Source organism: Paeniglutamicibacter sp. NPDC012692 (assembly GCF_042901625.1).
Taxonomy (GTDB): Bacteria; Actinomycetota; Actinomycetes; order Actinomycetales; family Micrococcaceae; genus Paeniglutamicibacter.
This window is the reverse complement of sequence record NZ_JBIBDE010000004.1, coordinates 239,526-266,398: the sequence shown is the minus strand read 5'-3', so window position 1 is coordinate 266,398 and position 26,873 is coordinate 239,526. Positions and strand designations below refer to the sequence as shown.

22 protein-coding genes and 1 tRNA gene are annotated in these 26,873 nt (G+C 65.5%); 4 read left to right on the top strand and 19 right to left on the bottom strand.

The features are described 5' to 3' along the window. Positions 1–218: 218 nt before the first annotated feature. The 3 genes from ilvA to ACFY5D_RS15585 all read right to left on the bottom strand — a co-directional run bounded on the left by ilvA (position 219) and on the right by ACFY5D_RS15585 (position 3,898). Positions 219–1,469: a threonine ammonia-lyase gene (ilvA, locus tag ACFY5D_RS15595; RefSeq protein ID WP_387531690.1), complete on the bottom strand. Its 1,251-nt coding sequence runs from the start codon at positions 1,467–1,469 to the stop codon at positions 219–221. Between the two features lie 74 nt (positions 1,470–1,543). Further along, positions 1,544–2,683 (bottom strand): AI-2E family transporter, encoded by a 1,140-nt coding sequence (locus tag ACFY5D_RS15590; protein ID WP_387532090.1) that lies wholly within the window; start codon positions 2,681–2,683, stop codon positions 1,544–1,546. Positions 2,684–3,082: 399 nt separating this feature from the next. Beyond that, a complete protein-coding gene (locus ACFY5D_RS15585) occupies positions 3,083–3,898 on the bottom strand; it encodes a Bax inhibitor-1/YccA family protein (protein WP_387531687.1) in 816 nt (271 codons plus the stop codon). A gap of 525 nt (positions 3,899–4,423) precedes the next feature. On the opposite strand from ACFY5D_RS15585, the gene ACFY5D_RS15580 reads away from it, so the two are divergent. From ACFY5D_RS15580 to ACFY5D_RS15565, 4 genes are read left to right on the top strand one after another with little or no spacing between them, the layout of a single operon-like run. Further along, positions 4,424–5,719: a branched-chain amino acid ABC transporter permease gene (locus ACFY5D_RS15580; RefSeq protein ID WP_387531685.1), complete on the top strand. Its 1,296-nt coding sequence runs from the start codon at positions 4,424–4,426 to the stop codon at positions 5,717–5,719. A gap of 12 nt (positions 5,720–5,731) precedes the next feature. Then, on the top strand, positions 5,732–6,712 hold the full coding sequence (locus tag ACFY5D_RS15575; protein WP_387531682.1) for a branched-chain amino acid ABC transporter permease: 981 nt from the start codon (positions 5,732–5,734) through the stop codon (positions 6,710–6,712). Continuing rightward, a complete protein-coding gene (locus tag ACFY5D_RS15570; RefSeq protein ID WP_387531680.1) occupies positions 6,709–7,743 on the top strand; it encodes an ABC transporter ATP-binding protein in 1,035 nt (344 codons plus the stop codon). The genes ACFY5D_RS15575 and ACFY5D_RS15570 overlap by 4 nt, the downstream gene beginning before the upstream one ends. Further along, positions 7,740–8,525: an ABC transporter ATP-binding protein gene (locus ACFY5D_RS15565; protein WP_387531678.1), complete on the top strand. Its 786-nt coding sequence runs from the start codon at positions 7,740–7,742 to the stop codon at positions 8,523–8,525. Before ACFY5D_RS15570 ends, ACFY5D_RS15565 begins: the two co-directional genes overlap by 4 nt. A 94-nt stretch (positions 8,526–8,619) precedes the next feature. On the opposite strand, the gene ACFY5D_RS15560 is transcribed toward ACFY5D_RS15565, so the two are convergent. The 16 genes from ACFY5D_RS15560 to ACFY5D_RS15485 all read right to left on the bottom strand — a co-directional run bounded on the left by ACFY5D_RS15560 (position 8,620) and on the right by ACFY5D_RS15485 (position 26,678). After that, the gene (locus tag ACFY5D_RS15560) at positions 8,620–9,894 is read right to left on the bottom strand and encodes an ABC transporter substrate-binding protein (RefSeq protein WP_387531675.1); all 1,275 of its coding nucleotides are present in this window, start codon (positions 9,892–9,894) and stop codon (positions 8,620–8,622) included. A gap of 338 nt (positions 9,895–10,232) precedes the next feature. Continuing rightward, positions 10,233–10,314: transfer RNA gene (locus ACFY5D_RS15555), tRNA-Leu, on the bottom strand. A gap of 143 nt (positions 10,315–10,457) precedes the next feature. Next, positions 10,458–11,831, bottom strand: a complete 1,374-nt coding sequence (locus ACFY5D_RS15550; RefSeq protein WP_387531672.1) for an NAD(P)/FAD-dependent oxidoreductase — start codon at positions 11,829–11,831, stop codon at positions 10,458–10,460. A gap of 65 nt (positions 11,832–11,896) precedes the next feature. Continuing rightward, positions 11,897–13,330 (bottom strand): S8 family serine peptidase, encoded by a 1,434-nt coding sequence (locus ACFY5D_RS15545; RefSeq protein ID WP_387532087.1) that lies wholly within the window; start codon positions 13,328–13,330, stop codon positions 11,897–11,899. A gap of 102 nt (positions 13,331–13,432) precedes the next feature. Then, complete coding sequence (locus tag ACFY5D_RS15540; protein WP_387531669.1) at positions 13,433–14,383, bottom strand: exopolyphosphatase; 951 nt, start codon at positions 14,381–14,383, stop codon at positions 13,433–13,435. 13 nt (positions 14,384–14,396) lie between these two features. Further along, positions 14,397–15,101, bottom strand: a complete 705-nt coding sequence (locus ACFY5D_RS15535; RefSeq protein WP_387531667.1) for a DUF501 domain-containing protein — start codon at positions 15,099–15,101, stop codon at positions 14,397–14,399. Between the two features lie 32 nt (positions 15,102–15,133). Beyond that, complete coding sequence (locus tag ACFY5D_RS15530; RefSeq protein ID WP_387531664.1) at positions 15,134–16,096, bottom strand: septum formation initiator family protein; 963 nt, start codon at positions 16,094–16,096, stop codon at positions 15,134–15,136. A 145-nt stretch (positions 16,097–16,241) separates the two neighbouring features. Beyond that, complete coding sequence (gene eno / locus ACFY5D_RS15525; protein ID WP_387531661.1) at positions 16,242–17,522, bottom strand: phosphopyruvate hydratase; 1,281 nt, start codon at positions 17,520–17,522, stop codon at positions 16,242–16,244. 98 nt (positions 17,523–17,620) lie between these two features. Beyond that, positions 17,621–18,319, bottom strand: coding sequence for a MazG nucleotide pyrophosphohydrolase domain-containing protein (locus ACFY5D_RS15520; RefSeq protein WP_387531658.1), 699 nt, complete (start codon positions 18,317–18,319; stop codon positions 17,621–17,623). A gap of 253 nt (positions 18,320–18,572) precedes the next feature. After that, the gene (locus ACFY5D_RS15515; protein ID WP_387532084.1) at positions 18,573–19,772 is read right to left on the bottom strand and encodes an adenosine deaminase; all 1,200 of its coding nucleotides are present in this window, start codon (positions 19,770–19,772) and stop codon (positions 18,573–18,575) included. A 98-nt stretch (positions 19,773–19,870) separates the two neighbouring features. Continuing rightward, positions 19,871–20,587, bottom strand: coding sequence for a DedA family protein (locus ACFY5D_RS15510; RefSeq protein ID WP_387531655.1), 717 nt, complete (start codon positions 20,585–20,587; stop codon positions 19,871–19,873). Positions 20,588–20,778: 191 nt separating this feature from the next. Next, complete coding sequence (locus ACFY5D_RS15505) at positions 20,779–22,092, bottom strand: thymidine phosphorylase (RefSeq protein ID WP_387531652.1); 1,314 nt, start codon at positions 22,090–22,092, stop codon at positions 20,779–20,781. Positions 22,093–22,155: 63 nt separating this feature from the next. Beyond that, on the bottom strand, positions 22,156–22,557 hold the full coding sequence (locus tag ACFY5D_RS15500; protein WP_387531649.1) for a cytidine deaminase: 402 nt from the start codon (positions 22,555–22,557) through the stop codon (positions 22,156–22,158). Between the two features lie 7 nt (positions 22,558–22,564). Next, positions 22,565–23,857 (bottom strand): ABC transporter permease, encoded by a 1,293-nt coding sequence (locus tag ACFY5D_RS15495; RefSeq protein WP_387531647.1) that lies wholly within the window; start codon positions 23,855–23,857, stop codon positions 22,565–22,567. Then, positions 23,854–25,137 carry an ABC transporter permease gene (locus ACFY5D_RS15490; RefSeq protein ID WP_387531644.1) on the bottom strand — a complete coding sequence of 428 codons (1,284 nt, stop codon included), beginning with the start codon at positions 25,135–25,137 and terminating at the stop codon, positions 23,854–23,856. Before ACFY5D_RS15490 ends, ACFY5D_RS15495 begins: the two co-directional genes overlap by 4 nt. Beyond that, positions 25,134–26,678 (bottom strand): ABC transporter ATP-binding protein, encoded by a 1,545-nt coding sequence (locus tag ACFY5D_RS15485; RefSeq protein WP_387531641.1) that lies wholly within the window; start codon positions 26,676–26,678, stop codon positions 25,134–25,136. Before ACFY5D_RS15485 ends, ACFY5D_RS15490 begins: the two co-directional genes overlap by 4 nt. Positions 26,679–26,873 lie beyond the last annotated feature (195 nt).

Sequence of the window (26,873 nt, the reverse complement as noted above, 5' to 3'; positions counted from 1 at the left end):
CGCGACCGCACGCTGCCGATGGCTGCCCACTACTCCCCCGCCGATGCAGGCGAGTAGCGGGCAGCCATCGCTCGTTAAGCGGCACGCGGGCCCACGCTTCCCGCTGGCCCGCGGCGCACGAATGAGGGCCTGGGTCCCGTCGCATTGGCGTCGGGACCCAGGCCCTCGTGCATTCCCTCCCGGCGCCGTCGGCACCGGGAGGGAAACGCGGTTGGCGGTTAGCCCATCACCATGGGCTGGAAGCCCTCGGCCCGCAGGTTGTTGAGCACCAATTCGGAGTGCGCATGGCCCTTGGTTTCCATGTCGATCGTGATCGCCACGTCACCCATGGACAGCGAACCGCCCACGCGCGTGTGGTCGAGCCGTGTGACGTTTGCGTCGGATTCGGCGATGACCCGCGAGATGGTGGCCAGCTCGCCCGGGCGGTCATCGAGCATCATGCGCACCGTCAGGTAGCGACCGGCGGCTGAGAGGCCGCGCTGGATGACCTTGAGCATGAGCAGCGGGTCGATGTTGCCGCCGGAAAGGATCACGGCCGTCTTGGTCGGGTTGATGCCCAGTTCCTCGAGCTTGCCCTCCAGCAGCGCCGCGACGCCCACGGCGCCGGCCGGCTCGACCACCAGCTTGGAACGCTCCAGCAGGAACACCAGGGCGCGGGCCAGGCCGTCCTCCGAGACCGTCACCACGTCGTCGACGAGTTCGCGGATGATCTGGAACGGGAGCTGTCCCGGGCGTCCCACGGCGATGCCGTCGGCGATGGTGCGCACGGTGTCCAGCGGAACCAGCGCATCGGCGGCAAGCGACGGAGGGTAGGCCGCGGCGTTCTCGGCCTGGACGCCGATGACCTTGATTTCCCGGCCCAGTTCCGCCGCCTTGGCCTTGAGCGCCACGGCAACGCCGGCCAGCAGCCCGCCGCCGCCGACGCCCATGAGCACGGTGTCGACGTCGGGGAGCTGTTCGAGGATTTCCAGCCCGATGGTGCCCTGTCCGGCGATGATGTCCGCGTTGTCGAAGGGGTGGACGAAGACGGCGCCGGTGGCCGTGGCGTAGCGCTCGGCCTCGGCCAGCGCCTCATCGACGTTGTGCCCGTGCAGGACGACCTCCGCGCCGTGGTCGCGGGTCGCGGTGAGTTTGGGCAGCGCCACGCCCAACGGCATGTAGATCCTGGCCTTGATGCCCAGCCGGCGCGCGGCCTGGGCCACGCCCTGTGCGTGGTTGCCTGCCGAGGCCGCCACCACGCCGCGAGCACGCTCCTCCGCGGAAAGCTTGGACATGCGCACGTAGGCGCCGCGCACCTTGAAGGAGCCGGCCCTCTGCAGGTTCTCGCACTTGAGGAACACCTCCGACCCGATGGCCAGGGACAGCGCGCGGGAATGCTCCACCGGGGTCCGTGCAATGACGCCGTCGAGGATTGTCCTGGCGTGTTCGATGTCGGCGAGGCTTACCGGGAGTTTGGTCTGCTGGATCATTGAACGACTTTCTGCTGTGCGTCACGACGCGGGGGTCAGGCTGAATAAGGGGGTTCTGGTCGATCGACGGGGGTTCAGGACCCGCGGGCGGGTTCTTCGCCGTCAAGATCGGCGGGCGCCGGTTCCGGGTTGCGGACCGGCTCGATAATTCGCGCGGGGGTGGCCAGCGCCGGATCGTGTTCCCAGCCGCGATTGGAAATGTACTTCACCACGGTGTTTGCAACGGCCAGCGTCGGCACGGCGAAGAGCGCCCCGGGGATTCCGGCGACCATCGAGCCGCCGGCCACGGCCATGACCACGGCCAGAGGGTGCAGGCTCACGGCCTTGCCCATGATCAAAGGCTGGAGGATGTGGGATTCGGCTTGCTGGACAAAGAGGACGACCAGCAGCATGATGAGCGCGTTGACCGGCCCGTTGGCCACCAACGCCAGCAGCACGGCCACGGCACCCGTCACCATGGCACCGATCACCGGGATGAACGACCCGATAAAGACCAACACGCCCAGCGGCAGGGCCAGCGGAACGCCGAGGATCAACGCGCCGACGCCGATGCCCACCGCGTCGATGAAGGCGACGAAGAGTTGCACGCGCACGTAGATCACCATGGAGGCCCAACCGCGCTTGCCCGCCCCCTCCGCGGCCAGTCGTGCACGCCGGGGCAGCACGTTGATGAAGAACTTGCCGATCCGCGGGCCGTCAAGCAGCAGGAAGATCAGCGAGAAAAGCACCAAAAGCATGCCGGCGGCGAGATGGCTGAGCGTTGTGCCCCACGAGAGCGCCCCGGAGACGATGTCCGAGGAATTGTTCTTCAGCTGGTTGATCGCATCCTGGATCAACGTGTCCAGGTCCTCGTTGCTCATGGCCAGCGGTCCGGACGAGAGCCAGTTCTGGATCTGCGCTATGCCTGTCAGCGCCTGGGCCCAGAGGCTGGAGAATCCGCTTGCCAACCGCTGCCCAACCACGGAGAGGCCGCCGATGACCAGCGTCAGGAAGCCGATCATGGTGATCCCGACGGCCAACCCCTTGGGCAGGCGGGCCTTCTCGTGCAGGAAGTGGACGACGGGGCTGAGCAGCCCTGCGAGCAGTGCGGCGATCATCAGCGGAATGACCAGCAGGGAAACCTGCGAGAGCAGCCAGACGGCAATGCCGACGGCCACCACTATGACGATCAGGCGCCAGCCCCAGGACGCAGCGATGCGCACTCCGTACGGCATGTCTTCGGCCTCGCTGTGGTCCACCGATGGCGCCTCGTTCGAGGCCGCCAGTCCTGCACCTGCCGCACCCGCCACCAGCCCCTGGCCGTTCTGCGGGTTGCGGTTGAAGATCTCCGAGAATCTCACGCCGCGGCCTCGTTTCCGCTGCGCGCTGCGCGACCCTGCGAAGCGGCTTTTTCGGCATTCGGCAGGCCGGTCTTCGACGGCAGTGTTTGGGAAGCCGTGCGCATGCCACATGGCATGGCGTGGCTCCCTGCGGTGGCACTGCCATTGAATCTCATGAACATACGGTATCCCTTGAAAGTTCAGTGCGCGTCATAGATGACGCCCATATTGCAGAAAAACCGCGGGGCAGCACCCAAATAGTGGGTACTGCCCCGCGGTTACACGGCAGAATGACTAGTCGTTGCCACGCAAGATAGCCAGAATGCGCAGAATCTCGACGTACAGCCAGATGAGCGTCACGGTCAGGCCGAAGGCCGCCGTCCAGGCCATCTTCGCCGGGGCGCCCTGGCGGACACCCTCGGAGATCGAGGTGAAGTCCATGACCAAGGCGTAGGTTGCAAGCAAAACGGCAAAAGCGCCGATGGCCAGGCCAAGTCCGCCCGAACGCATGCCGAACTCGCCGCCGACAACGCCGGTGAGCATCAGGACAAAGTTCAGCAGCGAGAACAGGCCGTAGCCGATCAACGCAATCATGAACATCTTGGTCATCTTCGGGGTCGCACGGTACTTGCCCGAGCGGTACAGCACCAGGGTCACCGCGAACACGGAGAAGGTTGCGATGACAGCCTGCATGACGATGCCGTCGAACTTGGCATCAAAGTAGGCAGAGATGCCGCCTAGGAAGAGCCCTTCGAATCCCGCATACAGCAGGATCAGGATTGGCGACGGCTCACGCTTGAACGAGTTCACCAGGCCAAGCACCAGACCAACAAGCGCGCCAACCAGCATCAGCATCGGAACCTGCCAGCCAATGGCGGCGCCGATGACCACCACGCCAAGGCACAGCGCGGTCTTATTGATGACCTCGTTGTAGGTCAGTCGTCCCATCTGCATGCCCGATGCAGATGGCTGCGAGTACAGGTCCTGCAGAGCCTGCGGGCTCATGTTCTGCTGAGCATACGCAGTGGGCGCGGCACCCGCGGGGCCGGCCGCACGGGTCTGCTCGCGATAGTTCTTGGAATTGAAGACCGGGTTTCCGCCCAGGGCCATGATGATTCTCCTTGGTAGGTTGTCAGTTAATAGCCTACGTTGATACAACGACTGAGCACGACCGATAAATCCCGATCCGACCACCTTTCTTCAAGAAATCTAAACAGGGCATGGTTTCCGGTCGTCGGACGCTCCACCGGTCACCTGACCTCACATGCGGCCACGCCTGCATTTCCGACCCGGTCCGCACGCAAAGGTGTTCCCTGGCATCGCAACCCGTCAGGAACGATTGCGGCGCACCAAGGATGCAGCCCCCCAGACTCCGGACCGCATGGACAGTACGGGCGACCATCCGAGGCGCAGAGAGCCACGCCAGGAAACCCCAAGACCCCGCATTTACCAGACCGTTATGGGAATCAGGCACTTCCCGGTCCGAAGCTTGCCGTTTTTGTCCTTCTTGGCACTACGATAATCAAACATATAGTGACCCATGCCACATCAGTCCTCGAATTACTTGTAGTTCGGGCTGAAAGCGACGAGAGGGCTCGCACCGTGCTTCGTCAAGCCAAATCAACAACTGGCCATTTGTTCGTGATCTTTGGGTTGTTCATTGGCGTGCTGTTCGCGTCGCTGCTCCCTCCGTCGGCCGCGGTCGCCGTGGACCGACCGATCGCCGCCCAGGTCCAGCCGCCAATGCAAGCGCAGGAATACACCATCCGCGGAACCTTGCGCGATGGGAAAGAACCTGTCGTGGGCGTGCGCATCACGGCAACCTCCAGCAAAGGATTCAGCGCCGAGGCCGTCACCGACAAGGACGGACGATGGGTCATCGTCGTTCCCGAAAAGGGTACCTACGAGGTCCTGCTTGATGTCACGACCCTGCCCCCGGACAAGCCGTTGGCCAGCGGGGAACCCAATCCCCGGATTGTCGAGTTTGGCACGTCCTCGAACATGGGTGTCATTTTCAAGGTTGGCGAAAACGTTGCCCCGCCCGTCACATCATTCGGATCCATCGTGGCCGAACGCGTCGTCGCGGGACTGAGCTTCGGCTTGTTGCTGGCGCTGACCGCGGTCGGGCTCTCGCTGGTATTCGGAACCACGGGCCTGACCAACTTCGCCCACGGCGAGATGGTGACGTTCGGCGCGGTGGCCGCGTTTGGGCTTTCCGCCTGGGGCTTCCCGTTGTGGGCCGCTCTCATCGTGGCGGTGCTACTCGGCGGCGCACTCGGATGGATCCAGGACTGGGGACTGTGGAAGCCCTTGCGGCGCCGTGGGTCGGCACTCGTGCCGATGATGATTGTTTCCATCGGTCTGGCGCTGGCCATGCGCTACATCATCCTCTTTTTCTTCGGCGGAACCACCGAACAGTTGCCGGGAGCCCAGAGTCCGTTGTTGAAGTTCGCGGGGATTGCGATCTCCCGCAACACCCTGATATCGCTAATGGTTTCGCTGGTGGTGATCATCGCCGTGGCGCTGCTGCTGCTCAAGACGCGGTTCGGCAAGGCAACCCGCGCCGTGGCCGACAATCCCGCACTGGCCGCGGCATCGGGCATCGACGTTGACCGGGTCATCCGGATGGTGTGGGTGGTCGGGAGCATGCTCGCCGCCCTGGGCGGCATCTTGTGGGCGTACTACCGCCCCGGCGTCACCTTCAACATGGGCCAACAAATCCTGCTGCTGATCTTCGCAGGCGTCACCCTCGGCGGTCTGGGAACCGTGTTCGGCGCCCTCATCGGTTCAGTCCTCGTCGGCCTGATGGTCGAGATCTCCACGATCTGGCTCGAGGCTGACCTGAAGTACGTGGGGGCCCTGGCCGTCATGATCTTGGTGCTGCTGTTCAGGCCCCAGGGCATCCTGGGCCGTCGCGAGCGTGTGGGTTAAGGGAGAGCAGACATGGACTTCGCAACGATCTTTACCAACGCGCTGACCCAGATCGTCAGCCCGATCACGGCCTCCTACGCACTGGCGGCCCTCGGGTTGGCCGTGCACTTCGGCTACGCCGGGCTGTTGAACTTCGGCCAGGCAGGATTCATGGCGGTTGGCGCCTACGGGTTTGCCATATCAACGCTGACCTTCGGGGCCCCGCTGCCGATTGCCGTCCTGACGGCAATCGTCGCCTCGGTGCTCTTTGCGCTCCTGCTGGGTATCCCGACGCTGCGCTTGCGCGCCGACTACCTGGCTATCGTGACCATCGCGGCGGCCGAGATCGTCAGGTATGTCGTAACCACCAACTCACTCACCAAGGTCACGGGTTCGGCCAACGGCCTGGCGACCTTTGAACGCGGCTTCTACGGCCTGAACCCGTTCCCGCCGGGGAATTACCAAGTCGGCCCGCTGCAATACAACGACAGGACACTCTGGATATCCATCGTGGCTTGGGCCTTGGTGCTGCTGTGCGCGGGCATCGTCTGGGGTTTGATGCGCAGCCCATGGGGCCGGGTGCTCAAGGGCATCCGGGAGGACGAACACGCCGTTCGTTCACTTGGCAAGAACGTCTTTGTCTACAAGATGGAAGCGCTGATCATCGGTGGAATCTTCGGCTCGCTGGCCGGAATCATCTTCACACTGCCAACGGGAGCCGTTCAACCGGCCAACTACGGAACCGAACTCACGTTCTTCCTGTGGACGGCGCTGTTGCTCGGCGGCATGGCCACCGTGTTCGGCTCCATACTCGGCGCGATGATCTTCTGGGTTGTACTCTCGCTGACCCAGGGCATCCTCCTGGGACTCATCGAATCGGGGGCGATCACGTTCCTGACCAGCATCCAGGCAGGCCAGCTTCGCTACATCCTGGTCGGCGTCGCCCTGATGCTGCTCATGATTTTCCGTCCCCAAGGAATTTTGGGCAACAAGAAAGAACTGGCATTCTCATGACCGATGCGCAACAGTTCGCGGACTCGCCTTCCACGGACGTGTCCCCAGAGCTAGAGAACCCGTACGTCCACGACACCCGACCGATTGCACTTGGCCCGGCCGAGCCCGGCTGCGCCAAACGGGATCCGATCATCGTCGCCGACGGCGTACGACGCACCTTCGGTGCGCTGCACGCCGTCGACGTGGACCACGTGGAGATCCCCAGACACAAAATCACCGCCCTGATCGGACCCAACGGAGCCGGGAAGACGACGCTCTTTAACCTGCTCACGGGCTTCGACTCACCCAACGCCGGCTCCTGGACCTTCGATGGGCACAGCCTCTCCGGGGTGCCTCCCCACAGGGTGGCCCGTCTGGGAATGGTCCGAACCTTCCAACTGACCAAGGTCATGGGCAAGCTCACCGTCATCGAAAACATGCGCCTGGGCGGCAAGGACCAGCCCGGGGAATCCCTGTGGAAGGCAATGTTCCCGTGGCTTTGGAAGGCGCGCGAAGCCGAATTGACCGCAACCGCGGATGAACTGCTGAAGAAATTCAAGCTCGACGAAAAGCGGGAAGACTACGCGGCGTCCCTCTCCGGCGGCCAACGCAAACTCCTGGAAATGGCCCGCGCGCTCATGGCCGACCCGAAGCTGGTCATGCTTGACGAGCCCATGGCAGGCGTGAACCCGGCGCTGACCCAATCGCTTCTGGACCACATCAAGAACCTCAAGGGCACCGGAACAACCGTGCTCTTCGTTGAGCACGACATGCACATGGTCCGGCACATTGCCGACTGGGTCATCGTAATGGCCGAGGGCCGGGTGGTCGCCGAGGGCCCTCCGCAGGCGGTCATGCAGGACCCTGCCGTGATCGACGCATACCTGGGTGCGCACCACGACGTCGACCTCGGCACCGCAGACGGAGCGGCGAAGCTCGAGGATGCGCTCAGCGAGGATGAGGAATCCGTGGTCGGCACGGCCGACGCTGGCGAACTTCTGACGACGAGCGAACCGACCGAACCAACCGACGAAACCCAGGAGAAGCCATGAACGAAACGGAAGGCCAGGCCGTCGTGACCGTCAGTGACCTGGTGGCCGGGTACCTCCCCGGGGTCAACATCCTCAACGGATGCAACATGGAAGCCCGCAAGGGCGAACTCATCGGCATCATCGGCCCCAATGGCGCGGGCAAATCCACGCTTCTCAAGGCGATGTTCGGGCTCGTCAAAGTCCATTCGGGAACCGTGGTGGTGCACGGCGAGGACCTCACCGGGCTGAAGGCCAACAAATTGGTGGCCCGCGGCCTGGGCTTCGTGCCGCAGACCAACAATGTTTTCCAGACCCTGACCATCGAGGAAAACATGCAAATGGGTCTCTTCCAACGCCCCAAGGACTTTGCCGAACGCTTTGACTTCGTCGCGTCCCTGTTCCCGGAGCTTGGCAAGCGCAGAAGCCAGCGTGCAGGATCCCTCTCTGGCGGCGAAAGGCAGATGGTGGCTATGGGCCGGGCCCTGATGATGGACCCGGCAGTGTTGCTGCTCGATGAACCCTCGGCAGGGCTTTCACCTGTGAAGCAGGACGAGACGTTCTTGCGGGTCCATGAGATCAACCGCGCCGGGGTCTGCGTGATCATGGTCGAGCAAAACGCGCGGCGCTGCCTGCAGATCTGCGACCGTGCCTATGTCCTGGACCAGGGCCGCGACGCCCACACGGGTACAGGCAGGGAATTGCTCAACGACCCCAAGGTCATCCAGCTCTACCTCGGCAATCTTGCCGAGACCGTGGAACGCGAGGAAGCGGACCAGCGCCGGGACCCTACACCCGGAAGCTAGACGCAAACGACCAAGCAAAAAACATGCAAAGAGGGGTTGGGTTCCAGATGAACCCAACCCCTCTTCCCGTTCGAGCTAGCGTGCGTTTCCGGCGTTAGACTGCACCGGCCTCTTCACGCAGCGGCTGCGGAACATTGTTGTCGTCGTACTTGTAGATGCCCATGATGCCCTCGGAGATGTCGCCGTTCTTGTCAAAGCTGATCGGACCCGAGATGCCGTCATAGTCGATGTCCTTGCCCTCGTCGAGCAGCTTCTTGCACGAGGCGAAATCGGTGCACTTTTCGCCGTCACGCGAAACCGCCTCGAGCTGAGAGGCAATTGATTTCCCGTCGGCAGCCTTGGCGGCGGTGGCTGCCAGGGCAATGACGGTGGCGGCGTCGTAGGACTCGGCGGCGTAGTTCCAGTTCTTGAGTTTGTCATCGACCGTCGCCAGACGCGCCTTGAAATCGTCCTTCGCGAAGGAACCGGGCTGGGTGCCCTGAGCACCCTTCAGGGTGCCCTTGTCGAAGTCCTTCGAGTAGTCGGTGATATTGCCGTCGACAAAGTACATCTTGCTGGCCGGGACACCCTTCTGGATAAGCAGAGGAATGATTGAGCGGGCCTGGTCGAAACTCAGGATGGCAATGGCATCGGGATTCGCCGCCACCACCTCGTCAATCTGGGATGAGAATTGCGAGTCGCCCTCGTTGAACATGGATTCGGCCACGATCTCGCCACCCGCGCCCTCCACGGCGGACCTGATGTTCTTGGCCAGACCGGTGCCGTAGGCGTCGTTGAGCACGATCATGCCGACGGTCGAAGCGCCGTCGCCCACCATGACGTTGCCCAGGATGCGGCCCTGCATGACGTCGGAGGGTGCGGTGCGCCAGTACAGCCCCTTGTCGTCCCACGTGCTGAAGTCCGGCGACGTGTTGGCCGGCGACATCATGAGCGTGCCCTCGCCGGTGATCTGGTTGATCACCGTCTTTGTCACGCCGGAGGATGCCGCACCGATGATTGCCGAAACGCCTTGTCCCAACATTTCGGTGGTCGACTGGGTGGCAATGTTCGTCGTGGTGTCGCCGGAATCGCGGTTAATGGTGGCCACGTCTTTCCCGTTCACCCCGCCGGCCGCGTTGATCTCCTTGACTGCCAGATTCACGCCCGCTGTCATCGGCGGCCCGAAGAAGTTCAGTGCACCGGTGTTGGGTAGCAGGGTGCCGAGCTTCAGCTGACCGTCCCCCGAAGCCGCCGGCGCACCCGATCCGCCGGGAGATTGGCTGGTTGAACCACCGCCGCCTCCACATGCCGTGGCGGTCAAGGCCACTGCGGCTCCAACCGCGAGTAAACGGCCTCCTCGAGTAAAACGCGATCGTGCATGTGCGACCATGTTGGCTCTCCTCAAAAGTATGCCCCCGGCACAATCGCCCAAGGGGCAGCCGAGGCTCCCCGGCTACTAAGGAACGTAACGTAAATCACACGACAATATAAGGCGTATTTGATTACAGCAACGTAACGGGAGGCTGTGTCCCTCCGCCTCACTTGCGTCTCTGTCAGCATCAATGGGGCGTGGTCCGCTGCAAACGGCCGCAAGCGAATCAACAAGGGCAAGGCGAAACGGGCCCGTTGACTGAAAGAAAGGAAATAATCAAAGACGTCCGAAACATGCGAAAAAGCGGTTGTCGAAGATCCCTTTCGAGACCTCCAACAACCGCTTTTCCTGCTTTGTACCCCCAGTGGGACTCGAACCCACAAGCCTTTCGGCAACTGATTTTAAGTCAGTCGTGTATGCCAATTCCACCATAGGGGCCTACGTGATCAAGCCTACGCGATCACTTACTTTGAAGTGAAACGCGGCGGAGTCCGAATCGAAAATTCGAACTCCGCCGCGTTCACGTCCTCGACGGCGCCGGGCCGAGACCTATCACCGGGCCCGGCACCACGAGCAATCCCTTAGGCGCGCGGCTTCGGGGTTGCTGCCTCCACGAAGGTGGCGCGCGGGTTTTCCAGGTTGTTCAGCTGCAGCGTGTCGCGCTGGAAGAGCAGTGCTGCGAACCAGCCACCCACCACGCGGAACTTGCGCTCGAAGGTCGGCATGGCCATGCCGTGGTAGCCGCGGTGTGCGAACCAGGCCGGGAAGCCCTTGAGCTTGATGCCCATGACCTTGGCGACACCCTTGTGCGCACCGAAGCCGGCGACTGCGCCGAGGTTCTTGTGCTTGTAGTTCTTGACCTGGCCGACGCCGTAGCGGGCGGCGTACAGGTTCTTTGCCAGCAACTTGGCCTGGCGCACGGCGTGCTGTGCGTTGGGCACGCAGGTGCCGTCCGGCAGGCCGCCGGTCACGTCGGGCACTGCCGAAACGTCGCCGGCTGCCCAGGCGCCCTCGATGGCAACGCCGTCTTCGCCGGTGATGCGCAGGTCGGTGCCGGTCATGACACGTCCGCGGGCTTCGATCGGGAAATCGGTGGAGCGAACCATCGGGTTCGCCATGACGCCAGCGGTCCAGATCAGGGTGTCGGTTTCGAAGGTCTCGGCCGGGGACTTGTCGGCCATGTTGATCAGCTGCATGACACCGCCCTCGGCGTTGGCCAGCGACGTGTTGAGCATGACCTCGATGCCGCGGCTGCGCAGGTGGTCGACGACCCATACTGCCTGCTCTTCGGTGACCTCGGGCATGATGCGGCCCATGGCCTCGACGACGACGAAGCGCAGTTCGCCCTTTTCGATGCGGCCGTTGAGCTTGGCCGCGTGGCGGGCCATGTCCTCGATCTCGGCGATGGTTTCGATGCCGGCAAAGCCGCCACCGATGACCACGAAGGTCAGCGCGCGCTTGCGCTCGGCGGCATCGGTCATCAGCGAGGCGGACTCGATGCGCTCAAGGATCTTGTTGCGCAGGGCAACGGCTTCCTCGATCGACTTCAGGCCGATACCGGTGTCTGCAAGGCCCGGGATCGGGAAGGTGCGGGTGATGGCACCGGCGGCCATGACGACGTCGCGGTACTCGATCTCGAACGGCTCGCCGACAACGGGCACGATGACGGCCTTGTTGTTCTTGTGGTCGATGGCCGAGACGCGGCCGTTGATCAGCTCGGCGTGCTTGAGGTGCTGGCGGTGCGAGACCACGGCGTGGCGCGGTTCGATCTGGCCGCCGGCGACCTCCGGAAGGAAGGGCTGGTAGGTCATGTACGGAAGCGGGTCGACGACGGTGACGATGCCGCCGTGGTCCTTGACCTTCTTCTGCAGTTTCATCGCGACGTAGAGTCCGACATAGCCGCCGCCGACTACAAGAATGCGCGGGCGATCGGAAAGTTGTTCAGTGATAGGCATGAGTCCATGCTATCCCGAAAAACACCGTTTGTGAAAATGTTCACTAATGCTCGGCGGGTGCCAAATCAGGCCTTGGGGCCGGACTCCGGAAGGTCGTCGAAGATGTCTCGTTCCCCGCCGGGCTCGTCCAGTTTCAGCGATGCGACAGAGCCGACCGTCGCCGCTTCCGCACGCCGCCGGGTCCGCGAGGAACGCACGTAGTGGGTGGATCCGCCGACGATGGTGAAGAGCAGCAGCGCGCCGAACCCGAGCACCAACACCGGCTGCAGGATCTTGCCGTCCTCCGCGGGCGCCTGGGGCTGGGGGGCCGCGATCGGGGCGATGTCCGAGGTTTCCGTGGAAACCCCGGGGTCGAGGCTCGGAGCGGTGTCCGGCTTCGCGCTGCGGCGGTGCACCCTGATCCATTCGGTGATGGTGTTCATCGGGTTCTCCGCAGCCATCGGCACATCGGCGGTCAACGCCGCGTTGGCGTCGAGGATGCCGTGCCCGTAGAGGTTGTCCACCCCGGGCTTGCCCGCGTCCCGCGCCGTGTACAGGATGCGGTTGATGACCTGCGGCGCCTTCATCTCCGGGTACTTCGCACGGATCATCGCGGCAACCCCGGAAACCAGCGGTGCCGCGCCCGAGGTGCCCGACCAGTCGGCGTAGCCGCCGTCGGGCAGGCCGCCGACCAGGGGCTCGGCCGGGGCCGCAACGCCGATGCTGATGCCCTCGGTCGAGGAATCCACGCTGGCCTTGCCCTCGCGGTCGATGCCCGCAACCGTCAGGACTCCCGGGATCGTCGCCGGCGCGCCGACCTGGTTCATGCCGCCGGCACGGTTGCCCGCGGCGGCCACGACGACCACGTCGTGGTCCTCGGCGTACTTGAACGCCCTGTCCCAGCTGACCGGCCATTCGGGCCGGGTCGATCCCAGGGACATGTTGATGACCCGGGCACCCTTGTCGACTGCCCAGATGACGGCGGCCGGGACCTGGTCCTCGACGCTGATGCCCGCCGGGTTCTCGGTTCCCATCCAGAGGGAGACCGAGAGCAGCTCGGCTTCCGGGGCCACGCCGACGACTCCGTCCGGTCCCGGACCGGGCGCGGGGACCTCGATGGGCTCGGGCTTCACCGGCGGAGTCTCCCCCGCCGCTTCGGCCTCCTGGACGGCCCGGTCATAGGCGATCTGCTGCGCCTCGGCCTCGGCCCGCGCCGCGTCGATCGCCACCGAGTTGTTGCCCCGCCCGGCCAGCAGCGTCGCCACCAGGGTCCCGTGCTCGGGCAGGTTCCCCAGCGGCTTGGAGCCATCGGGGTCGCCAGCGCCGGAGACGTCCTTGCCGCCGACCACGGCGCCGACAAGGTCCGGGTGGGAGGTGTCGATTCCCGTGTCGATGACGGCGACCTTCACGCCCTTGCCCTTGGAAACCTCCCAGGCCTTGGTGATGCCCGATGACTCGAGCCACCATTCGCTGTCCCGCACGGCGTCCGCGTTGGCGCTCGAGGCTCCAAGCAGAGTCATGGCCGCGCAGAGGCCGAGGCTGAGAATCAGGGCACCGGTGCGGTGCAGTCGTCGCTTCAAGGGCTCACCTATCGTTTTCTGTTTCGGGTACAGCTACGTTCTTTATCCGCAGAGGCCCAAGGCAATTCCATCAAGAATATCGTGCTCGGACGCAGTGGCCGTCTCGATGGCCCCGTTGGTCGCCGCGCGCACCCGCTCGAGGATGCACCCGTAGATCAGTGCGCCGGCAGCAATGACATCGACCCTGCCCGGGTGCATGAAGCCAAGCGCGGCGCGGGATTCACGGTCCGCGGACAGCATGGATTCGATGCTCTCGAGCAGCTTTTCGATGTCGAGCTCGGCGCCGTGGATTGCCGCCGAATCGTAGGCCTGCAGCCCCAGGGCAGCGGCGGTGAGCGTGGTGATGGTTCCCGCCACGCCGATGATCCCGTCCACTGCGGAGAAGTCGACGGTGCGTGCCGCCTCGTCGAGAACCCCGTTGACCTCGGCCCGGGCCGCGACGATCTGCGCGGCAGTGGGCTGTTCCTGGCCCCAGAAGCGTTCGGTGAGCCGCACGCACCCCATGTCCATGCTCAGTCCGGCCTGCGGGCCGTCCGCTCCCCCGAGCACGAATTCGGTGGATCCCCCACCCAGGTCCACCACCAGGACGGCGGTTCCCGGGGCCGGGGGCGCCACCGAGATAGCCCCGGTGAAGGACAGCGCGGCTTCCTCGTCCCCGGCAACAACCTCGGGTTCGACGCCGAGGCGTTCCTTCACCGCGTCGATGAATTCACCGCGGTTCTTGGCATCGCGCGTGGCGGAGGTGGCGACAAAGCGGACCTTGGAGGCCCCGTGTTCCTTGATCATTGCCGCATACTCGTCGATCGCCAGGAAGGTGCGCTCCAGGGCCTCGGGCGCGAACGCACCGGTGGCGTCAACGCCCTGGCCCAGGCGCACCACGCGCATCTGGCGCAGCACATCGGTCAGCGCCGGCCCCGCGGGGCCCTGCTCGATGTCTGCGATGAGCAGGCGGATGGAGTTGGTTCCGCAGTCGATTGCTGCAACGCGTGCCATGGAGGGGTACTGCCTACTTCCCGGTTTCGGTTTCGTCGGCGGCCGCTGCCTCGCGGGCCGCGCGTGCAGCTGCGCGCTCGGCCTGCTTGATGGCCGGGTCCACGGACTGGGTCTTCACGTGGCGTGAGCGGTCCTGGCTGGGGGCCGGGCCCTCGGTGTCCCAGGCGCCGGTGCAGTAGCACTTGTCCTTGGTCCACCACTCGCTGATGCCTTCCAGCGCGCGGTCGCCGAGCGGGTTCACGCCCGGGCCGGCCGCCAGCGAGTGGCCGACCAGCACGTGCAGGCACTTCACTCGGGTGGGCATGCCGCCGGCGGAGATGCCCGCGATTTCCGGGACCGGACCGGTGCCGGAGCGTTCGCCGATGGCGTCACGCACGGCCAGGTAGTGCTGGTGGGCCTGCTCGTAGGCCTGTGCCAGATCGGCGTCTTCCCCGAGCTCGGTGTTCATCTCGATCATCAGGCCGGCCGCCTCGAGGCGGGAGACCGCGGAGGTGATCACCGGGTGCGTCAGGTAGTACGTGGTGGGGAACGGGATGCCCGAGGACAGGCGCGGGGCGGTGGTTGCCACCAGCGGGTTGCCGCAGACGCAGCGGGCGCCGATTTCCACCACGTCGCGCACCGGGCGGTTCAGCTGGCGCGAGAGCGTATCCAGGTCTTGCTCGCTGGGCACGCGCGCAGCGGCATCAAGTGCTTCGTGATTTGGGTTTTCGGCGTCCACGGTTGGGACATCTCCTCGTGTCGGGGGGGGGATCAATCCGTGGCGGCGCGCTGGACCGAGTCGAACAGCGCATCGACCCACGGCAGATCCGTACGAATCTCGTTGGGGCTGTGGTTTTCTTCCGCCGGCGGGGCATCGGTTGGCTTGCGGCCAACAACCATGTAGTTTCTCTCGCCGGGCATGACCAAGTTTATCCGGTCTCGTGCCTGCTGCTTGATGTACAGCGGATCGTCCCACCGGGCGATCTGCTCCTTGAGGCCCTCCTGCTCGGCCTGCTTCGCCGTGATCACGGCCTCCAGGGCCGCGATTTCATCGCGCTGCCGTGCATAGGTGCCGATGCTGGGGACCAAAAGCATGGCGAACACGGACAGCGAAATGCTCAACGCCAGGATGCGACCGGAAAAGCTGCGCGCGGGGATCGGCTTGGACGGACCCTCGGGGGCCTTCTTGGGCTGTTTCTTTGCTGCCTTCTCGTCCTGGCGCACCGCGCCGGAGAGCAGGTTCCGGTCCTCGATCCTCCGCTGGGAGTCGATCGACTTGCGGCGCTCGCTCTTGTTCGTCTTGTCCGTGGCGGGCTTGGAGCCCTTGGGCGTCTTGGCGGGCTTTGCCGACTTTGCCGTGGCGTGATCGCCCTTGGGCGCCTTGGCGGGCTTTGCCGACTTTGCCGCGGCGTGATCGCCCTTGGGCTTCGCCTTGGGTTTCGGGGCAGGCTCGGCAACGGGTGCCACGTCGCTGATGCGTCCCAGCGGGATCACCTTGGCTGTTGGGGGTTGCTGGGCAACGCGCCGTTGCACCGGCGGCCTGTCGGGTTCGCGAGTGGTTCGCGGGCGCATGGGCGCGGCGTTGGCCGGACGTGTGCCCGGTGCTGTCGGGCGGTCCGCGGTTCCGGCAGCCGGGGATGCCGGGCCCGGTGCGGCCGCGGGGTTTTGTGCGGCACGGCGCGGATCCTCTGACGAAGACCCGGCCCGTGGCATGGGAGGACGTCGCGTGGCCATCTGACTCCTTGCCCTGTTGTCTTGGGGGCGTGCCTCACGACCCCAAGCGGTGGTTCTTGGGTCCACGCATCCCTGGTTAAACGCAAGAAACCCGTGGGGGAACCAAAAATGGTTCCCCCACGAGCCTACGTGCTTTTGGCGCTAGTTAAGCACCGAAACGCGGGAAGGCGCCGGCGCCGGCGTAAACTGCCGCATCGCCGAGTTCTTCTTCGATGCGCAGCAGCTGGTTGTACTTGGCAACGCGCTCGGAGCGGGCCGGGGCACCGGTCTTGATCTGGCCGGCGTTGGTGGCAACGCAGATGTCGGCGATCGTGGTGTCTTCGGTCTCGCCGGAGCGGTGCGAGGTGATGGTGGTGTAGCCGGCACGCTGGGCCATCGAGATGGCGTCCAGGGTCTCGGTCAGCGAACCGATCTGGTTCACCTTGACCAGCAGCGAGTTTGCGGTACGGGTTTCGATGCCGCGGGCCAGACGCTCCGGGTTGGTGACGAACAGGTCGTCGCCCACCAGCTGGACCTTGTCGCCGATTGCATCGGTGAGGGTCTTCCAGCCTTCCCAGTCGTCTTCGTCCAGCGGATCCTCGATGGAGACCATCGGGAAGTCGGCGACGAGCTGGGCGTAGTAGTCGCTCATTTCCTGGGCGGTGACCGACTTGCCTTCGAACTGGTAGGTGCCGCTCTCGAAGAATTCGGAGGAGGCAACGTCCAGCGCCAGGGCAATGTCTTCGCCCGGGGTGTAGCCGGCGCGGGTGATGGCCTCGATGATCAGCTCAAGGGCCGCGCGGTTGGACGGCAGGTTCGGGGCGAAGCCGCCCTCGTCGCCCAGGCCGGTGGACAGGCCCTTTTCCTTCAGCACGGACTTGAGGTTGTGGTAGACCTCAACGCCCCAGCGAAGACCCTCGGAGAAGGTGGATGCGCCCAGCGGGGCGATCATGAATTCCTGGATGTCGACGTCCGAGTCGGCGTGCGAGCCGCCGTTGAGGATGTTCATCAGCGGAACCGGCAGCACGTGGGCGTTCGGGCCGCCCAGGTACTTGTACAGCGGCAGGTTCGAGGACTCGGCCGCGGCGTTTGCCACTGCCAGCGATACGCCGAGGATGGCGTTGGCGCCGAGCTTGGACTTGTTGGACGTGCCGTCCAGGTCCAGCATGACGGAGTCGATGGCGCGCTGGTCGGAGGCATCCATGCCCTCGACGACCTCGGCGATGTCCTCGATGACTGCTGCAACGGCGCCCAGGACGCCCTTGCCCTGGTAGCGCTTCGGGTCTTCGTCGCGGCGCTCAGCGGCTTCGAAGGCACCGGTGGAGGCGCCGGACGGAACCGCGGCGCGACCCATCGAACCGTCGGAGAGGAGAACCTCTACCTCGACGGTGGGGTTTCCTCGGGAATCGAGGATTTCGCGGGCGTGAATGGCATCGATCAAGGCCATGGGAAGGTGCTCCTTCAAGGTGTGGATGTTAGTCAAACGTGTACTGCATGACGCAGGCGCCGTTGCCTGCCTCTAGCCTAGCTTGGCTGAGGCCCAGTTCACGAAGATGTGTCGTGCGTTCCGGGTTCCGTGCGGGCAACGCGTTGTTGCACCACCGTGCGCAGGGCTCGTTCGGCATCGAGTCCTCGCGCTTGGGCCAGTTCGCAGAGGGAAAGCAGGTGCTCCCCCAATTTCTGTTCATCATCCAGGTCCGCGTTTTCCAACGGGCTCCCGGGGTGGACAGAAGGCTGTGGTTGTTCCCCCGCGACGGCGTCCAACGCGGCGTGGCGTTGCGTGCGGGAGATGAATTTCTGGGCGTAAAGCAGCGCGGGGAGGTTTGCCGGAAGTCCGGCGACCGCCGATTCGTTCTGCGGCTTCTCCGCCCGCTTGGCACGGTCCCAGGATTCGATGATTTCCTCGAGGGATTCCGGGAACGCGTCTTTCAGGCTGCCGTCGGCGTTGAAGATGTGGGTGTTTCGGCGGACCATCTTGGCGCTGAGCCCGGCGGCGATCGAATCGAAGTCGAAGGTGGCACGTTCGGCGCCGAGTGCCGCATGCAGGGTGACCTGGAGCAGGATGTCGCCGAGTTCCTCGGCCAGCGCCGCATCGTCGGCACCCGATTCGATGGCGTGGGCGAGCTCGTAGGATTCCTCGAGCAGGAAGTGCACCAGGGATTCGTGGGTGAGTTCCGCCGTCCAGGCGCAGTGGGCGCGCAACAGGGACATGATTTCAACGAGCCGGTCGACCTGCTCACTCACGCGCGTTCCCTTCCGGGGTGCCGGGGTCCTCAGGTTCCACGCCGCGAACTCGGCGCAGATCCTCTGGGGCATCGTTGCCCGGGTTCAAGTATATGAGAGTGACAAGTGCGTTCCCGACGGACCGCGACCTTGGTGTTGCTCACAGTACGGGTGCGGGAAAACACCGATGCCGGTGTGCCGCGCCTTCCCGAAGGAGGGAACGGCACACCGGCATCATCCGCAGCGGGTGCGGACCCGAAGATGGGCGCGGGTGTTAGTCCTCGTCCTCTTCGTCGTATTCCTCGTCGTCCTCTTCGTCGTATTCCTCGTCGTCTTCATCGGACATGGCCTCGTAGGCCTCGTTGATGAAGTCGACGAGGACCTCGCGCTCCTCCAGCGGCAGGAAGGAGGCCTCTGCGGCGTTGAGCGTGAGGTCCAGCAGGTCATCGAGGTCGTAGTCGAAGGCCTCGACCAGCAGTTCGAACTCGTCCGACAGCGTGGTGCCGCTCATCAGTCGGTTGTCCGGGGAGATGGTGACGTTGAAGCCCGTCTGCACCAGCAGGTCCACCGGGTGGGATTCGATGCCCTCGCCGAATTCGGCGGTGGCTCCGGTCTGCAGGTTGGAGGACGGGCAGATTTCCAGGGCGATGCCGCGGTCGCGGACCCAGTTTGCCACGGGGCCCAGGTTCACCAGACCGGTGTCCTCGCCGACCTCTTCGCCGTCGTCGTCGACGCCGCCGAACTGGATCTCGATGTCCTCGGCGATGCGCACGCCGTGTCCCAGGCGCACCGCACGGCCGGTGATCAGCGCGTCCTTGATGGAATCCAGGCCAGCGGCCTCGCCTGCGTGGACGGTGGTCGGGAAGAAGTTCTCGGCCAGCAGGTCGAAGGCTTCCTTCATGCGCGAGGGCGGGAAACCGTCCTCGGCGCCGGCGATGTCGAAGCCGACGACGCCGCGCGAACGGTGGCGCAGGGCCAGCTCGGCGATTTCCACGCCGCGGTCCGCGTGGCGCATGGCGGTGATGATCTGGCCGACCTGGATCGGGGTCCCGGCCTCGGTCAGTTCCTCGCTGGCATCCTCAAGCCCGCGCTGGACGGCCTCGACGACGTCGTCAAGGCTCAGGCCCTGGCGCTGGTGCTGCTCGGGTGCCCAGCGAACCTCGCCGTAGACAACGCCGTCCTCGACGAGGTCTTCGACGAATTCGCGGGCCACGCGGGTGAGCGCGTCCTTGGTCTGCATCACGGCGATGGTGTGGTCAAAGGTTTCCAGGTAGCGCTCAAGCGAACCGGAGTCCGCCGAGGCACGGAACCAGGCGCCGAGTTCCTCGGCATTGGTGGAGGGAAGTTCGTGTCCCACCTCCGCGGCCAGCTCGATGATGGTCTGCGGGCGCAGTCCCCCATCGAGGTGGTCGTGGAGCGAAACCTTGGGCAGGGCCCGGAAGTCGAAGGATGGGTCGTATGCAATGTGGATCATCTCGTCAGTCACCCGCCCAGCCTATCGGGGCTGCCCGGGTTCCGACAGTGGGCCGTGCTGAAGTCGGGGCAATTGTTCACCGCCCCGTCGCCGCTGGTTCAGGCCGGGGTCTCTCCGGACCCCGTATCCCCCGGGACGCGCAGCGGAGATTGGCGCTTCGTTGGCGCTTCCCCGTCGGCAAGAGGTACGGCCGGGAAGTCGCGTTCGGCACCCAGGCGCCCGAGGCGCTTGAGGACCGCGTGGACGACCTTGTCGATGAGGTAGCCCATGCAGATGGCCAGCGCCACCGAGAGCACGACGCCTAGCAGCTTGTTGTCGTGGAACCAGCCGCCCGCGACGACCCCGATGGCCACCGAGTATCCCGCCCAGGTCAGGCAGCCCATGACATCGAGCAGGGTGAAGCGCTTGAGCGAATAGCCGGTGGCCCCGGCGCTCAGGTTCACCACCACGCGGCCGATCGGGATGTAGCGGGCGGTGAAGATCAGCATGGCCCCGCGCACGGAGAGTTCCTTGCGGGCAAAGGCGAAGAGCTTGGTGGTCCGCTTGCGGCGCATCCACGCGAACCTGTCGGTGCCGATGCGGCGCCCGATCCGGTAGGAGATCTGGTCACCGCTAATCGCGCCGGCAGCCCCGACAAGGATGAGCAGGTAGACGTTCGGCACCCCGGTTCCGGCCGCAACGGCGCCGAGCGCCACCAACAGCGTTTCGCTGGGCAGGATCGGCAGGAATCCGTCGATGAGGCAGAAGACATAGACGGTCGGCAGTATCCACCAGGCGTTGGCCGCGTGGACTATGGCCTCGTTGATGAGATCCACTTTTCTACCGACTTTCCTTGGAAATTACCGAACTGGCTCCTGTTGGCTGTGCGGCGGGAAGAATGCTCCCGCAACCATTCAATACCAATTTTCGCCGATCGGTGATTCCACGTGAATCCGTCCAAGGGATGAACCGGGGCGGGACCAAGGGATGAGTCAGGGACAACCCCGGGTCCCGCCTGCCCCGGAGCTCACGAAGCGGCAATCCGATCCAGGATCAATTCCATGTTCGGGCGGCTGCCGGCGGGCGCGATCACCGCGGCGCCCTCCAGCAACGGGCGGGCCCGCTCGAAGCGCTCCGGGGTGTCGGTGAGCATGGTGGCCAGCGGCTGGCCGCGGCGCACCACGTCCCCGGGCTTGGCGTGCAGGCGCACGCCCGCCCCGGCCTGAATCGGGTCCTCGCGGCGTGCGCGCCCGGCACCCAGGCGCCAGGCGGCGACCCCCACGTCCATCGCGTCCAGGGAGGTGAGCACGCCGTCGGCCTGCGCGTAGACGACGTCCGATTCCTTGGCCACCGGCAGCGGGGCGTCGTTGTCGCCGCCCTGCGCGGCGATCATGGCCCGCCACTTGTCCATGGCGCGGCCGTCCTTCAGAGCGGCGGCCACATCGGCGTCGCGAATTCCGGCGCCGGCGAGCATCTCGGTGGCCAGCGCGATCGTGAGTTCCACGACGTCCGCAGGCCCGCCCCCGGCGAGCACCTCGATCGATTCCTCGACCTCGATGGCGTTCCCGGCGGTCAGCCCCAGCGGGGTGTCCATGTTGGTCAGCAGCGCCACGGCGTGCACGCCCGCGTCGGTGCCCAGGTTCACCATGGTGCGGGCCAGTTCCAGGGCGTTGTCGCGGGTCTTCATGAAAGCTCCGGAGCCGACCTTCACGTCAAGCACCAGCGCACCGGTGCCCTCTGCGATCTTCTTGCTCATGATGGAGGAGGCGATCAGCGGGATGGACTCCACCGTGCCGGTGACGTCGCGCAGCGCGTAGAGCTTCTTGTCCGCCGGGGCCAGGCTCGCGCCCGCGGCGCAGATGACCGCGCCGACCTCGGAGAGCTGCCGCATCATGGCCTCGTTGGTGAGGTCCGCGCGCCAGCCGGCGATCGATTCGAGCTTGTCCAGCGTGCCGCCGGTGTGGCCGAGCCCGCGGCCCGAAAGCTGCGGGACGGCCACGCCGAAAACGGCGACCAGCGGCGCCAGCGGCAGCGTGATCTTGTCCCCCACCCCTCCGGTGGAGTGCTTGTCGGTGGTCCGCATGGCCGAACCGTCGACGTTGCGCAGGGAGGAGAAGTCCATGCGCTCCCCCGACTCGATCATCGCGGTGGTCCAGCGGGAGATCTCCGCGCGGTCCATGCCGTTGAGCAGGATCGCCATGTTCAGCGCGGCCATCTGCTCCTCGGCGATGACGCCGCGGGTGTAGGCGTCGATGGTCCAGTCGATCTGCCCGGCGCTGAGCGTGCCGCGGTCGCGCTTGATGCGGATGATGTCGACCGCGTCGAAGTTCTCGGTGCTCATGAATACTCCCTTGGGTGAAAAGTCTGCCCCGCCCACCTCGTTGAGGTGGGCGGGGCAGGTGGTCTACAGGTTGTGCGGGCCGAACGCGTCGGGCAGCACCTGGTCCATGGTCTGGATGCCGCGCGGGGTCATCAGTTCCAGGTTTTCCCCGCGGTGCTCGGAGAGCAGCTGCCGGCAGCGGCCGCACGGCATCAGCGGCCCGCCGGACGCGTCCACGCAGTAGAAGGCGCGCAGCTTGCCGCCGCCGGTGGCAAAGAGCTCGCCGATCATGGAGCATTCGGCGCACAGGGTGACCCCGTAGGCGGCGTTCTCCACGTTGCAGCCGGAGACGACCCGGCCGTCCTCGGTCAGCGCCGCGGCGCCGACCTTGAACTTCGAGTACGGCGCGTAGGCTCGCTCCATGGCCGCGACCGCGGCCGTCCGGAGCGTTTCCCAGGTGGCCTGGTCGATGGTTGTCGGTCCCATGCTCCCGCTATTCCTTCACGTACGGTTCGCCGTCGGCGGCGGGCGCCTTGGACTTGCCGACCAGGCCGGCCACCGCGAAGATCGTGACGGCGTACGGCAGCATCTGCATGAACTGGCTCGGCACCGGGGTGCCGAGGATCGTCAGCACGAAGGAGAGGTTCAGCGAGAAGCCGAAGAGCAGCGCCGCGAAGAACGCGCCGATCGGGTTCCAGCGGCCGAAGATCAGCGCGGCCAGGGCGATGAAGCCCTGTCCGGCCGTCATTTCCTTGTTGAAGCTCGAGGAGGTGACCAGCGTGAAGAACGCGCCGCCGACGCCGGCGACGACGCCCGCGAGCACCACGTTCCAGAAGCGCAGCGAGTTGACCTTGATGCCCACGGTGTCCGCGGCCTTCGGGTGCTCGCCGACGGCGCGCACGCGCAGGCCCCAGCGGGTCTTGAACAGCCCGAACCAGACGACGAACACGGCAATGTACATGCCGTAGCCCAGGATCGTCTGGTTGAAGAAGATCGGGCCGAAGATCGGGATGTCGGCCAGCAGCGGGATGCGGATCACCGAGAAGGCCGGGGGCGCGTTGTACGTCTCCGGGTCGGTGACCATCACGGTGGAGAACAGGAAGCTGGTCAGGCCCGCGACGAGCACGTTGAGCACCACGCCGACGATGACCTGGTTGACCCGGTACTTGATGGCGAAGACCGCCAGCACCATGGACACCAGCACGGAGCCGACGACCGCAGCGAGCACGCCGGCAAAGAGCGAGCCGGTCATCGAGCCGACGATGGCGGCGCAGAAGGCGCCGGCCAGCAGCTGGCCCTCGATGGCGATGTTCACGACGCCCGCCCGCTCGCACAGCACGCCGGAGAGCGAGCCGAAGATCAGCGGGGTGGCCAGCGTGAAGGATCCGGCGATCAGGCCGGAGAGGTACACGTTGGGGGTATCGGCGCTGCCGATCGCCCAGACCAGGAAGGAGATGACGAAGGCGGCCGCGAAGACCGGCATCATCCAGCGTGCGGGCTTGTGTCCGGCACGCACCAGGACAAACGCGTAGGCGGCGATGCCGAGCATCACCACGGCGCCGGCCCAGCCTACGAACGTGGTGCCGAGCACCAGATCGGGGACGGAGATCTTCTGCGAGCCGTCGGTGATGCGGAAGCGCGCGTCGGCGTTCGGGCTGCCGATGGCGAACCCGAGCAGGGCCAGCAGGCCCAGCACCAGGTAGGTGACCGGGGCGGCCCAGGAACGGATCACCGCGGTGTGGGCCGCTGCGGCCTCGGGAGCCTTGGCGATGGTTGCGTGGCTCATGCTGCACCTCCGGTGGCTGCCTTGGCTGCAGCCTTCTTGTTCTTGGGTTTGGACGTGCCGATCCGGAAGATCGAACGCACCAGCGGCGGGGCCGCGATGAACAGCACGATGAAGGACTGGACCACCAGCACGATGTCGATCGGGATGCCGGTGTTGGCCTGCATGCCGACGCCGCCGGCGCGCAGGGCGCCGAAGAGCAGCCCGGCGAAGAGCGTGCCGATCGGGTTGGAGCGGCCCAGCAGCGCCACGGTGATCGCGTCGAAGCCGAAGCTTGCCGCGATGCCGCCGGAGAGCGAGCGCTCGGTGCCCAGGATTTGGGCGGTGCCGGCCAGGCCGGCCAGGCCGCCGGCGATCAGCATGGACAGCAGGTAGGCGCGGCCCACGTTGATGCCCGCGGTCTTCGCGGCGACCGGGTTGGCGCCCACGGCGCGCATCTCGAAGCCGGTGGTGGAGCGGTTAAGCAGCCACCAGGTGAAGGCCACGGCGGCCAGCGCCACCAGGAAGCCGTAGTGCAGGCGGAAGGCCGAACCGAACATCAGCGGGTAGGCGGCGGACTCGGCCACGGGGTCGCTGAGCGGGTTGTTGGACCCCTCGCGCTGGAACCCCGGGGTGGTGAGCAGGTAGAGCAGCAGGTACACGGCGATGTAGTTGAGCATGATCGTCACGATGACCTCGTGCGCGCCGCGGCGTGCCTTGAGGAAACCGGCGATGCCGCCCCAGAGCGCGCCGCCGACGATGCCGGCCAGCACCGCGACCACCAGGTGGATGCCCACCGGCAGGTCGAGACTGAAGCCGACCCAGCCGGCCAGCGTCGCGCCGAGGATGATCTGCCCCTGGGCGCCGATGTTGAACAGGCCGACGCGGAACGCCAGGGCCACGCCGAGGCCCGCAAGGACCAGCGGGGTGGCGATGGTGAGGGTCTCGGTCAGCGGGTAGATCGCGTCGGAGAAGGTCTCGGCCGAGGTGTTGATGATGCTGGACTGGAACAGCGCGATGTACGCCTCGGAGACCGAGGTCCATACGGCGGAAAGCATGTCGCTCGGACGGCTGAAGAAGTAGCTGGCCGTGGAGGTGACGCGCTCGTCGGTGGCGGCGATCAGGATCGCGCCGACCAGCAGCGACAGCAGGATGGCCAGCACGGAAACCAGGCCGTTGCCGGTCATGATGCGCTTGAGCAAAGGTTCCCCGGGCTCCGGGTGGCGGTGCGTCACGGGCGCCGGCGGCGGCGTCACCAGGACGTCGGTGTGTTCTGCCGGCGGCAGGTCTGGAGTGGTACTCATGCTCGGTCCTTGCCTTCGGTGCCGCTCTGCGATTCGGCTTCTTCGTTGCTTGCCCCGGCCATCATCAGGCCCAGGACGTCTCGCGGGGTGTCCCCGGGGACGATGCCCACCAGCTTGCCCTTGTACAGGACGGCGATCCGGTCGGCGAGTTCGACGACCTCGTCGAGTTCGGTGGAAACGATCAGCACCGGGGTGCCCGAATCCCGCTCGGCGACGATGCGCCGGTGCAGGAATTCGATCGATCCGACGTCCACGCCGCGGGTCGGCTGGGAGGCGATGAACAGCTTCAGCGGGCGGGAAAGTTCCCGGGCCATGACGACCTTCTGCTGGTTGCCGCCCGAGAGCGTCCCGGCCTCGGCGTCCGGACCCTGGGTGCGCACGTCGAACTCGGTGATCTTCTTCAGCGCGTTCTTCAGCATCACCGCGGGCTTCATGTTGAGGCCGCGGGCGTAGGGCGCCTTGTCGTACTGGTTCAGGACCAGGTTCTCGGCAACCGTGAAGGTGCCGATGACGCCGTCGGTGCTGCGGTCTTCGGGGACGAAGCCGACGCCGGAATTGATGATCTGCTTGACCGTGCGTCCGACCAGTTCCTTGCCGCCGAGCTTGATGGAACCGCTCACGTGGTCCACCAGGCCCATGATCGACTCGGTCAGCTCGGTCTGGCCGTTGCCCTGGACGCCCGCCACGGCGAGGATCTCGCCCTGGGAGATGCCGAAGCTGACGGAGTCCAGCAGCAGCTGGCCGGAGGAGGCGAGCACCGAAAGGTCGGTGATCTTGAAGGTTTCCTCGCCGAGCTGCGGCGCGCCCTTGTCCAGGTTCAGCGAGACCGAACGGCCGACCATCAGGGCGGCGAGTTCGGAGGCCGAGGCGCCCGGATCGGCCTTGCCGACGACCTTGCCGCGGCGGATCACCGTGATGGTGTCGGAGATGGCCTTGACCTCACGCAGCTTGTGGGAGATGAAGACGACGGCGGTGCCGGAGTCGCGCAGCTGCCGCATGATGTTGAGCAGTTCGTCGGTTTCCTGCGGGGTCAGCACGGCGGTGGGCTCGTCAAGGATCAGCACCTTGGCGTCGCGGACCAGGGCCTTGATGATTTCCACGCGCTGCTGCACGCCAACGGGCAGGTCCTCGACGAGCGCATCGGGATCGACGCCGAACCCGTAGCGATCGGAGATCTCGCGGATGCGGGCGCGCGTCTTCTCGAGGTTCAGGATCCCGGCCGGGCCGGTGTCCTCGTTGCCCAGGGCGACATTCTCGGCAACTGTGAAGACGGGTACGAGCATGAAGTGCTGGTGCACCATTCCGATCCCGGCGGCCATGGCATCGCCGGGGCCGTTGAACTTCACTGGCTTGTCGTCAATGAGGATCTCGCCCTCGGTGGCCTCGTAGAGGCCAAAAAGAACGTTCATGAGGGTCGATTTACCGGCCCCGTTTTCACCGAGCAGGGAATGGACCTGGCCGGACTCGACGATGACGTCGATGTGGTCGTTGGCAGTGAAGTTGCCGAATCTTTTGGTGATGCCCCGAAGCTCGAGTTTCACGTCTGCTACCCGTTTTCCTTCTCATCCGGCCCAGGGGCCGGGGGGTGTCGTGTTGAAGTGGGTCCCGCGGTCTCTACCCTAGTCAAAACGGGCCAGAGGCGGAATGCCCATAGAAGGGCACAACCAAACGCGCCGTCCTGACTTTTCCCACGGGCGGGAACAGGGCCGGAACGACGCGCTTGGCTGGCTACCTTA

What these genes read in the sequence shown, in the direction of transcription:
- ACFY5D_RS15505 (WP_387531652.1), bottom strand. Translation starts at nt 22,092, where the DNA reads ATGAGCACCGAGAACTTCGACGCGGTCGACATCATCCGCATCAAGCGC.
- ilvA (WP_387531690.1), bottom strand. Translation starts at nt 1,469, where the DNA reads ATGATCCAGCAGACCAAACTCCCGGTAAGCCTCGCCGACATCGAACAC.
- ACFY5D_RS15500 (WP_387531649.1), bottom strand. Translation starts at nt 22,557, where the DNA reads ATGGGACCGACAACCATCGACCAGGCCACCTGGGAAACGCTCCGGACG.
- ACFY5D_RS15585 (WP_387531687.1), bottom strand. Translation starts at nt 3,898, where the DNA reads ATGGCCCTGGGCGGAAACCCGGTCTTCAATTCCAAGAACTATCGCGAG.
- ACFY5D_RS15575 (WP_387531682.1), top strand. Translation starts at nt 5,732, where the DNA reads ATGGACTTCGCAACGATCTTTACCAACGCGCTGACCCAGATCGTCAGC.
- ACFY5D_RS15515 (WP_387532084.1), bottom strand. Translation starts at nt 19,772, where the DNA reads ATGATCCACATTGCATACGACCCATCCTTCGACTTCCGGGCCCTGCCC.
- eno (WP_387531661.1), bottom strand. Translation starts at nt 17,522, where the DNA reads ATGGCCTTGATCGATGCCATTCACGCCCGCGAAATCCTCGATTCCCGA.
- ACFY5D_RS15495 (WP_387531647.1), bottom strand. Translation starts at nt 23,857, where the DNA reads ATGAGCCACGCAACCATCGCCAAGGCTCCCGAGGCCGCAGCGGCCCAC.
- ACFY5D_RS15570 (WP_387531680.1), top strand. Translation starts at nt 6,709, where the DNA reads ATGACCGATGCGCAACAGTTCGCGGACTCGCCTTCCACGGACGTGTCC.
- ACFY5D_RS15550 (WP_387531672.1), bottom strand. Translation starts at nt 11,831, where the DNA reads ATGCCTATCACTGAACAACTTTCCGATCGCCCGCGCATTCTTGTAGTC.
- ACFY5D_RS15490 (WP_387531644.1), bottom strand. Translation starts at nt 25,137, where the DNA reads ATGAGTACCACTCCAGACCTGCCGCCGGCAGAACACACCGACGTCCTG.
- ACFY5D_RS15545 (WP_387532087.1), bottom strand. Translation starts at nt 13,330, where the DNA reads ATGACTCTGCTTGGAGCCTCGAGCGCCAACGCGGACGCCGTGCGGGAC.
- ACFY5D_RS15590 (WP_387532090.1), bottom strand. Translation starts at nt 2,683, where the DNA reads ATGCCGTACGGAGTGCGCATCGCTGCGTCCTGGGGCTGGCGCCTGATC.
- ACFY5D_RS15565 (WP_387531678.1), top strand. Translation starts at nt 7,740, where the DNA reads ATGAACGAAACGGAAGGCCAGGCCGTCGTGACCGTCAGTGACCTGGTG.
- ACFY5D_RS15530 (WP_387531664.1), bottom strand. Translation starts at nt 16,096, where the DNA reads ATGGCCACGCGACGTCCTCCCATGCCACGGGCCGGGTCTTCGTCAGAG.
- ACFY5D_RS15560 (WP_387531675.1), bottom strand. Translation starts at nt 9,894, where the DNA reads ATGGTCGCACATGCACGATCGCGTTTTACTCGAGGAGGCCGTTTACTC.
- ACFY5D_RS15540 (WP_387531669.1), bottom strand. Translation starts at nt 14,383, where the DNA reads ATGGCACGCGTTGCAGCAATCGACTGCGGAACCAACTCCATCCGCCTG.